This window comes from Pseudomonas sp. SDO5522_S412 (genome assembly GCF_054071215.1).
Genome location: NZ_JBSVWQ010000227.1, coordinates 1 through 9,102, shown reverse-complemented (window position 1 = coordinate 9,102; position 9,102 = coordinate 1). Strand labels below are relative to the sequence as shown.

The following is a 9,102-nucleotide window of genomic DNA, read 5'->3' as shown; positions in this document are numbered from 1 at the left end:
CCATTGGGGTTTTTCGCCGAAGCCGGGGCATCATCCACATGTTCTTGCTTCACCAGCGCCGTGCGCGCCGCTTTAGGCTTTCGGACCAGCGCTGCCGGATTCGAAACCTCGTTTACACCGGCCTTCAACGGCACGGCCGCTGCCTTGATCGACACTGGATCATTTTTAAGCGACACCGGCTTAAGCACACTGGGGTGCCAGTCCAGCCGTGGTGCCTCGCCCAACTTGGCCATCTGCTCGAGTAACACCCGTGCCCGGCCGGACCTGACCTTGCCCAGCACCTGCGGGCCCAAACGCACCGCCACACCCATGCCGCCGGTGGCCAACAGCAACAGCAGGTTGAGCAGTACCTCGGAAGTCATTTCCCCCAGCAGCTCGTTCATGTCCGGCGGCGGAAGCAATTGCGCCCAACTGAACATCGCCGACAGATAGATGAACAGCAGCGGTTCATCGCTCAGCACCAGAAGACCGTTGGCAATGGCCTCATTGCTGAGCTTCAACAGCTCTTCAAGCTCGCCTTGGGAGAGGTACTGCAGCAACTTTTCGCTATTGGGTTTGATGTCCGCCAGCCAGTCGTACAGGTTTGGAATACCGTCCCAAAGGCTGTACAGCGTGTTCGTAATCCCTCGCACAAACGCGGCGTCCATCAACTTGCGACGGTCGAGGGCGCTGGCGTTTGAGTACTGTTTCCACTGCTCTTCGAAGGTGCTCGTCCATTCACTGCGCAAGCTGCTTTCCAGCGAGCTGATCACCGACTGATAGGAGGCGTAGAGCGCCTTGACGTGATCCTTGGAAACATCGGGGTAGAAGCTGACCTGATACTGCTGGTCGCGCGTGCAGTCGGTGATTTCGAGGATGCCGCTGGGGCCGATGGTTTTATGAATGGGGGGACCGATCAGGCTGCCGTCCTCGGCGATGGCCTGGAGCATGACCGGCGTGTTGCCGATCGGCACAAACCGCTTGCTCTCAAACATATGCACCAGGGTCAGCGCACCATTGGGTTTGCACATTGCAACGGTGGTACTGGGGGCTTTAGAGGAAACAGGCGCGACCAGCGCGACCTCATCCCCAACCTTGAGCACCTGCTCGACTTCCAGCGACGAAAAGCTCCAGAAGCTCTCAGCCCAATCGTCAAACGTGTTAAGGCACTCCCTGAAGTTACGAAAGACCGCTTCAACGTCCTTCGTCTCTACGTCCATGGGAGCCAGGGCCAACCTGCCTATGGCGGGATTCAAGAGGCAGCCCCATCGGGCAGGGCATTAATCGAAAAAAACATCGGCGTTCCCTCGCGCTGTGTGATCAGGCGAGGGACTTTGCAGAGGTTTGTAAGAGAAAGAAGTCAGAGCTATCCACTGCTACTGATAGGACGTTTCGCCAAATCCCCGGCTAAACCGACCCGTTTTCGTAAGCCAAATCTCCGACAAAAATAAACCCCACAAAACCCACATACGCAACAAATCCAACTTGACAGCTTCCATTCCCTTGGCGTCTATTGACGTACCCGCTGGATCATTTCGCAGATGTCCCAGGATGCTCAATGAAGACTGATACCTCACTGACCCACATGCCCAGCGTCCTGCACGCAGCCGAAAGCATCCGCCAAGGCACACTGACCCCTGTGCAACTGGTCGAGCAAAGCCTCGAAGCCATCAAAACCCACAATCCCACACTGAATGCCTTCGGCGACGTCTACACCGAATCCGCGCGGGAGCAGGCTGAAATCCTGACCGCAGAAGCGCAGGCCAACCAATTTCGTGGCCCGCTCCACGGCATCCCCTTCGGCATCAAAGACCTGTTCTCCACCGCCAATCTGCGCACCACCCGCGGTTCGCTGACCGGCCTGGACAACGTCCCCACCCAGGACGCCCCGATCATCCGCCGCCTCAAGGAGGCCGGCGCGATCATCCTCGGCAAGACCGCCACTACCGAATTCGGCTGGACCGGCGCCAGCACCTCCCGGGTTTTCGGCAATGGCCGCAACCCCTGGAACCCCCAGCTCACCAGCGGAGGATCCAGTTCCGGCTCGGCCATTGCGGTGGCAGCACGCATGGTCCCGGCCACGCTGGGTTCCGACGGCGGCGGTTCGGTGCGCATTCCCGGCGCCTTTTGCGGTGCATTCGCTCTTAAAGGCTCTCTGGGGCGCATCCCCACCTGGCCCTGGTCCGCCACTGAAATGCTCAGCCACGCCGGCCCGATCACCCGCACCGTGCGCGACAGCGCGTTACTCTTCGATATCCTCTCCGGGCCCGATCCGCTGGATCACCAGGCCTTGCCCGCGCCCACCGAGTCCTACCTGGCGCGCTGCGACCAACCGCTGGGCCCTGTGCGTGTGGCGTATTGCCCGACCTTGTTCGATACGCCGGTGGACCCGGTCATCGCCGCCACCGTCGAAGCGGCGGTGCATTACCTTGCGGATGAGCTGCCGGTCACCGTCACCACCCTGAACCTGGACTGGCAAGACCCGCTGGCCACCTTCGAAACCCTGTGGGTCGGCGGGCGCGGGATCGCCTATGGCAAATCCCTGGCCGATCGCCTCGACCAACTGGACCCGGGTTTCGCTGCGCTGATCAAGCGCTCCGCCGATTACGATCTGGCGGCCTACCTCAAGGCTGTGCAGCAACGTGCACTGTTCGCCAATCAGGTACACGCGCTGTTTAATGACTACGACGTACTGCTGATGCCGACGATGCCGATCCTGCCGTTCGCCGCCGACCGGGTTGCCCCCGAGGGCTGGCCGGGCGAGGAGGGCGCGGTGCCCTGGGCCCGCTGGACGCCGTTTACCTATCCGTTCAATATCACCGGCAACCCCGCTGCCAGCCTGCCCTGCGGCTTCAGCCCGAGCGGTTTGCCGATTGGCCTGCAGGTGATCGGCCCACGTTTTGCCGACGCCCAGGTGCTGCAATTCTGCGCGGCCGTCGAAGCCATCGCCCCCTGGGATCAGCACCTCCCCCCGATGCTGATGCCCTGATTGATTGCACCCGGAGTGGGCTCAAAAGAGGCCCGCCGGTGATAAACGCTTTGTGTTGTCCTGCCCTTTCACACCCTGATGAGTGAGAGGTACCCGTGACCCTGTCCATGGCTGTATTACGTTCTATGCTCCCCGCTGGACCGGCTCGCGCCGCGTTTCGCCGTGGGGCGCGCAATACCGGCCGCCTGAACCTGCCCTGGAATACCTCTTTTATGCTCAACCAGCCACGTCTCGACGAAATCATGCTCCTGCTCACCCAACACCAGCGCGTCAAGGCGTCGGACCTGGCGCAGGCGCTGTTCGTCTCCGAAGAAACCATCCGCCGCGACTTCAAGTACCTGGAAGAAGCCGGCAAGCTGCGGCGCATCCACGGCGGCGCGATCCTGCCGCGACTCAACGAAGAACAGCCGCTGCAGGTGCGCAGCCGCATCAAGCCCCAGGCCAAGACGCGTATCGCGGTGTGTGCAGCGAAGCTGGTGAGCGAAGGCATGGTGCTGTTCCTCGACACCGGCACCTCGACCCTGGCCCTGGCCCAGCAACTGACCGCGTTCAGCCAGTTGCGCATCATCACCAACTCCCTGGACATCGCCCGCCTGATCACCGAGCAAAGCGCCAACCAGGTGCTGGTGGTGCCCGGCGATGTGCGCCGCAACGACAACGCGCTGATTGGCGCCCACACCCTGGAATTCGTCCGACAGTTCCACTACGACATTGCCTTCATGGGCATCGGCGCTGTCGACCTTGAGCTGGGGTTCATGGACTACCAGGAGCCCGAGGCGCTGCTGCGCCGGGAACTGACCAAACACAGCCTGCGCAGCGTGATCCTGGCCGATGACGCCAAGTTCGGCCACCGCACCTTTATCAATACGCTGCCGTTCAGCGCCATCACGACCCTGGTCACCAATCGTGCGCCGTCCAACGACTTTGCGACCCGCCTGGAGCAAGCCCATGTCGATATCCTTTACCCCTGAGTTGCTGGTGCCCAGTGAACAGGACCTTGAAACCTTCGAGGCGCTGTTCCGCGACACCTCGGCCATCGGCGCGACCAAGGCCGGTGGGCTGCATCGCCTCGCCGCCTCGGCCGAAGACGGCGCCGTGCGCGACCTGTTCGCGGCCTGGCTGACTGAACGCGGTTTTGACGTGCGTGTGGATGCAGTGGGTAACATGTTCGGTTTGATCACCTTTAATCCAGAAGCGCCCTACGTGCTGTGTGGTTCGCATCTGGACAGCCAGCCGAGTGCCGGGCGTTTCGATGGGGTCTATGGCGTACTGGCCGGCGCAGTCGCGGTGGCCAGCCTGGCTCGCCAACTGCGCGAGCGCGGCGAAACGCCGGCGTGCAACCTGGCGGTGGTGAACTGGACCAACGAGGAGGGCGCGCGTTTCCAGCCCAGCCTGATCGGCAGCAGCGTGTTCACCGGTGACCTGGCCCTGCAGGACGCCTGGGCCTGCCGCGATGGCGATGGCATCAGCCTCAAGCATGCGCTGCAGCAGATTGGTTATCTGGGGGAGGGCCGCGTCGAGCTGGACGTCGCCGGTTATGTGGAAATCCACGTCGAACAAGGTGATGGCCTTGAGCGCGACGGGCTGGCCATCGGTGTGGTGCGCGACACCTGGGCCGCCCTCAAGCAACGGATTCGGTTCATCGGTGAACAGAACCACACCGGTCCTACACCCATGGCTGCACGCAAGGATGCCTTGCTGGCCGCCGCCCACGCGATCACTGCGGTGCGGGCCGAGGCCGACCTGCACGGCGTGCAACTGCACAGCTCGGTGGGGCGCCTGGAGATCTATCCCAATTCCCCCAACGTGGTGCCTTCCAGCGTGACGTTGCATGTCGAGTACCGCTCGCCCGACACCGAATTACTGGCCGCCGCCGGTGCGCGCCTGGACGCCAGCCTCAAGGCCACCGCCAGCGCCACGTCGACCGACTACAGCATCGAAAGCCGCGCCCTGCGTGAGCCGACCCACCTGCATCACGGCTTTGCCGAGCTGGCCTACGGCGTCGGCCAGCAACTGCGCTTGCCCATCGGCAACAGCGTCACCGTGTCAGGCCACGACGCCATCAGCCTGAGCCGGCATTACCCGGTGTGCCTGCTGTTTATCCCGAGCAGCAATGGCGTGTCCCACAACGAAGCGGAATTCACCAGCGAACAGGACATGCGCAACGGCCTGCACATGCTGACCGCGTTGCTGCACCGCGCCTGTTCCACCCCCAACGCCTACCGCTGAGGTCTGCCATGTCGAGTCGTTTGCAAGCTAAGTCACGGCTGCTGGGCGCCCTGGAGGCCGCCGGCTTGTCCGCCCATGTGGTGGTCGAAGAGGGCACCGCCGGGATTGCCTCGCCGGTACGCCTGGCCACCGAGTGGGCCGGTTTTACCGTCAGCGCACCGTGGGGCCAGTGTTACGCCAAAGTCTTGCATGACGACATGCGCGCGCTGATCGACATTGAACGCACTGCCCGCGCCACCCAACTGGCAGCTGATTGCGACGTGACGCCGGGTGTGCGCCTGGTGGATGCCACGGCCGGCGTGTTGCTGCTGGATGCGTTGCCCACCAGCGAGTGGCGTTGGGCCCGCCTCGACGAATTGATGCAGCCCCGGCGCCTGCAAGCGCTCTGGGCCCTGAAGAAACAATTGCACCAAGGCACCTCGCCGGGCTTCGCCCGCTCGCCGCTGCAAGACATCCAGCACCTGCGCGAATTATGCGTGCGCTACAGCGTGGCCTTGCCCATCGACCACGCCTGGATCAGCACCTGCATTGACCTGGCCTGGACCTCGCTGCAACTGAACGCCAGCGACTCGGTGCCGCTGCACGGCGACGGCGTGGCGAGCAACGTGATGATCGGCCCGGACGGCGCCTTGCAACTGATCGACTTCGATTACGCCGGCAGTGGTGATCCCTGGTACGACGTGGCCATCAGCCTTAACGAGTTGTACGTCTTCGAAAACGACTGGCGCGAAGGCATCCATGCCTGGGCCGGCGAGTGCCGTGAAAGCGACTATGCGCGCTGCCGCTTGTACGCCTTGATCAACGATTGGTACTGGACGCTCTGGGGCCTGTGGGTCGGCGCTACCTCGGCGCGGCCGCTGGAGTTTTCCAAGGTCGGGCAGTGGACGCTGTTGCGCTGCCGCCAAAGTCTGCAAGACCCGCGGTTTGAAGGTTGGCTACGTCAGGTACAGGAGGGGCAGGCATGAAAGCGTTAGGTGAGGCGTGTACGCCACAAGAGTGTCAGCTGGAAGCGGCGGTGCGCGGGGTTGCCAGTTGGGGCGGCACCGGCATTCGTTATGAACCGGTCAGCGGCGGGATTTCCAACACCAACTGGCGGGTGGAAGTGGCCGGGATCGACACTGCGTATTTCTTCAAGGTACCGGGCGTGGGCACCGAGATGTTCATCGACCGCCGCACGGCCCACGACGCCAGCCTCAAGGCGGCGCAAACCGGCTATGGCGCGCCGGTGTTCGCATTCCTTGAAGAGTTCGGCGTGGAAGTCTTCGAGTTCATGGAGGGCTGGCGCGCCTCCTCCAACCACGACTTCCTCGACCGCGACGTGCGCCACAACGCGCTGCACGCCCTCAAGGCGTTCAACGACCAGCCGCCACTGGTGCAGACCAAGACCGTGTTCGACATGATTGCCGAGCACCAGCGGCAGGTGGAGCAACTCAACGGCTGCAAGCCCGCCGACGACGCCTGGCTGCGCCGCCAATGCGACCGCGCCCGGGGCGTGCTGCAAGCTTCCGGCATCGACCTGGCTCCCTGCATGAATGACACCCTTGCGGGTAATTTCATGCTCAACGACCGTCGGCAAATTCGTCTGGTGGACTTCGAATACGCCTCCAACAACGACCGGCATTACGAACTGGCGCTGTGGTTCGGCGAGATGTTTTTCACTGATGAAATGGAACTGGCCCTGATCGAGGATTACTTCGGCCAGGTCACCCCGCAGAACCTCGCGCGCATCAAGTTGCACAAGGCCCTGGCGGACATCAAATGGTCGACCTGGGCGATGGTGCAGCACGCGGTGTCGCAGCTGGATTTCGACTTCTATAAATACGGCACCTGGAAGCACATGCGTGCCCGCAGCATCATCAACGATTCGCAATGGGAAACCTGGCTAAGACAGGCTTGAGCCTGCGCCAGACAACAATAATGCATTGAATGAAGTCACTTGGGCGCTGATTGGTGCCTGCGTTTTCACTGCTTGATTTTTGTTTGATCACACAAAAAAACGATCCACAAATTCAAGGAGCACCCGACTCATGAAATCTGATAGCGCACCACCCGGACGCCTGAAAAGCCAACTCTTTGGCGTGTACTTTTTCCTGTTGCTGATGCTCGCCTTATTCCCGCCGTTCTATTTGAGCGTGAGCGGCAGTACCGCGTTGGTACTGGGCATACCGTTGCCGATCTTCTACTGGATCGCCATTGCCGTCCTCGCAGGCCTGGGCCTGTGGGCGTTGTACGTCGCCGAATTGAAGGCCGGCGAAATACCCGAAGAGGGGGATGCGCAATGATCAGCACCGCCAGCGATGCCAACCTCTTTATCACCTTCGGCGTCATCGGCCTGTTCCTGGCCGGGATGATCGCCGTGCTGTACGCCACCAACCGCGAGAGCACGAGTTTTTCCGATTACGCCGTAGGCGGGCGCTCCTATGGGCCGTGGTACATCGCCATGTGTTACACCAACTCGTGGTGGCCGGGCTCGACCTTTACCGCGTTTTTCGCCCTGACCATCGGCGGCGCCCTGGGCTTCTACGGCATGGTCTACGCCACCCTTGGCGTGACGGCAATGTACCTGATGGCCCGCCGCGCGTGGACCTGGGGCCAGCGTTTCAACCTGCGCACCCAGCCGGACTTGCTCGGCATGCGCTTCAACAGCCCGGTGGTCAAGCGCGTGGCCTCGATCATCGGCATCATCTCGGTATTCCCGTGGGTGGTGATGGGCATCCAGGCGTTGGCGATGTTGTTCCAGTTCGCCAGCTTCGGCCGCTGGGGCGTCACCACCTGCCTGGTCGCCGGCGTGGTGGTGGTGCTGGTGCGCCAGTACTGGACCGTGAGCATGGGCATGCGCGGGCTGATCATGACCGACATGTTCCAGGGCCTGATCGCCTATGTCGTGTGTGCGGCGCTGTGTGTGTTCCTGCTGTTCGGCGACCAGGCGTCGTTCTCCAACCTGTCGCACCTGCCGGCGAAAATGTTGCTGATTCCCGGCGCCAGCGGCACCGGTTACGGCCCGCTGTACATGTTCAGCCTGATCTTCACCGGCGTGATCGGCTCGATGTGCTGGCCCATGAGCTTCCAGCGCATCTACACCGCCAGCGGCGTCAAGGCGGTGAAGAAAGGCACGCTGTACACGATCCTGTTGGTGGGTGGTTTCTACGGGATTCTGATGCTGTTTGCCGCGGCCATCAGCCAGGACCCGAACGTCATCGCGCACCCGCAACAAGGTTGGTTCCTCTCGCTGTTCGACATCGGCGGGCCGTGGATGCTGGCGCTGGCGATCGTCATCGTACTGGCGGCGAGCATCGGCCACGTCGACGGCTGCGTGCAGGTCTGCGGCACCCAGTTCGCCAACGACCTGGCCACCTGGAACACCCCGCGTACCGACCGGCAACTGACGCTGCTGGCCAAGTCCGGGATGGTGGTGTTTATCGTTGCCGCCTCGGTGCTGGCATACCTGACCTTTGATTACGCGCGACTGCAATTGCTGGCGCAGATTTCCTACCAGGGGATTATCCAGTTGGCGGTGCCGCTGTTCTTCGGCATTTTCAGCCGCCGCGGCAACAAGGAAGGCGCGATTGCCGGGATGCTGGCGGGGATCGTGGTGGCGATTGTGCTGACGACGATGTATCCGGACGACATTCCCGGGCTGGGGTCGTTGACCAGCGGGATTGTGGGGCTGGTGGTCAATGCGGGGATTTTTGTGGCGTGTGCATTGGCGATCAAACCGAGTGCGCAGGAGAGTGCTCGGGTGGAGCAGTTGTTTGAAATGGCGGCGCCAGGGCGCAAAGTGCCAATGGGGGCAAGGCCGGTCCTGAACTGAACCCACTTCTCAAACCCAATGTAGTTCCAATGTGGGAGCGGGCTTGCTCGCGAATGCAGGCTGTCAGTTAAAGCATCAGCGACTGATACAGCGC

The 9,102-nt window shown here is 62.2% G+C and carries 7 protein-coding genes and 1 pseudogene; 7 read left to right on the top strand and 1 reads right to left on the bottom strand.

Annotated features, from left to right (window positions below):
* Positions 1–1,199: pseudogene (locus ACW9I6_RS27555) on the bottom strand (type IV secretion protein Rhs); the annotation flags it as partial.
* Positions 1,200–1,564: 365 nt separating this feature from the next.
* On the opposite strand from ACW9I6_RS27555, the gene ACW9I6_RS27550 reads away from it, so the two are divergent.
* From ACW9I6_RS27550 to ACW9I6_RS27520, 7 genes are all read left to right on the top strand, one after another.
* Complete coding sequence (locus tag ACW9I6_RS27550) at positions 1,565–2,968, top strand: amidase (protein ID WP_032899092.1); 1,404 nt, start codon at positions 1,565–1,567, stop codon at positions 2,966–2,968.
* A 212-nt stretch (positions 2,969–3,180) separates the two neighbouring features.
* A complete protein-coding gene (locus ACW9I6_RS27545) occupies positions 3,181–3,939 on the top strand; it encodes a DeoR/GlpR family DNA-binding transcription regulator (protein WP_008433061.1) in 759 nt (252 codons plus the stop codon).
* Complete coding sequence (locus ACW9I6_RS27540; RefSeq protein ID WP_457340051.1) at positions 3,917–5,197, top strand: M20 family metallo-hydrolase; 1,281 nt, start codon at positions 3,917–3,919, stop codon at positions 5,195–5,197. Before ACW9I6_RS27545 ends, ACW9I6_RS27540 begins: the two co-directional genes overlap by 23 nt.
* Positions 5,198–5,205: 8 nt before the next feature.
* Positions 5,206–6,162, top strand: coding sequence for an aminoglycoside phosphotransferase family protein (locus ACW9I6_RS27535; protein WP_177081006.1), 957 nt, complete (start codon positions 5,206–5,208; stop codon positions 6,160–6,162).
* Complete coding sequence (locus ACW9I6_RS27530; protein WP_003218516.1) at positions 6,159–7,094, top strand: choline kinase family protein; 936 nt, start codon at positions 6,159–6,161, stop codon at positions 7,092–7,094. Before ACW9I6_RS27535 ends, ACW9I6_RS27530 begins: the two co-directional genes overlap by 4 nt.
* Before the next feature lie 130 nt (positions 7,095–7,224).
* Entirely contained in the window at positions 7,225–7,479 is a 255-nt protein-coding gene (locus tag ACW9I6_RS27525; RefSeq protein WP_003218518.1) for a hypothetical protein, read from the top strand.
* Complete coding sequence (locus tag ACW9I6_RS27520) at positions 7,476–9,008, top strand: sodium:solute symporter family protein (protein WP_177029347.1); 1,533 nt, start codon at positions 7,476–7,478, stop codon at positions 9,006–9,008. The genes ACW9I6_RS27525 and ACW9I6_RS27520 overlap by 4 nt, the downstream gene beginning before the upstream one ends.
* Positions 9,009–9,102: the final 94 nt, after the last annotated feature.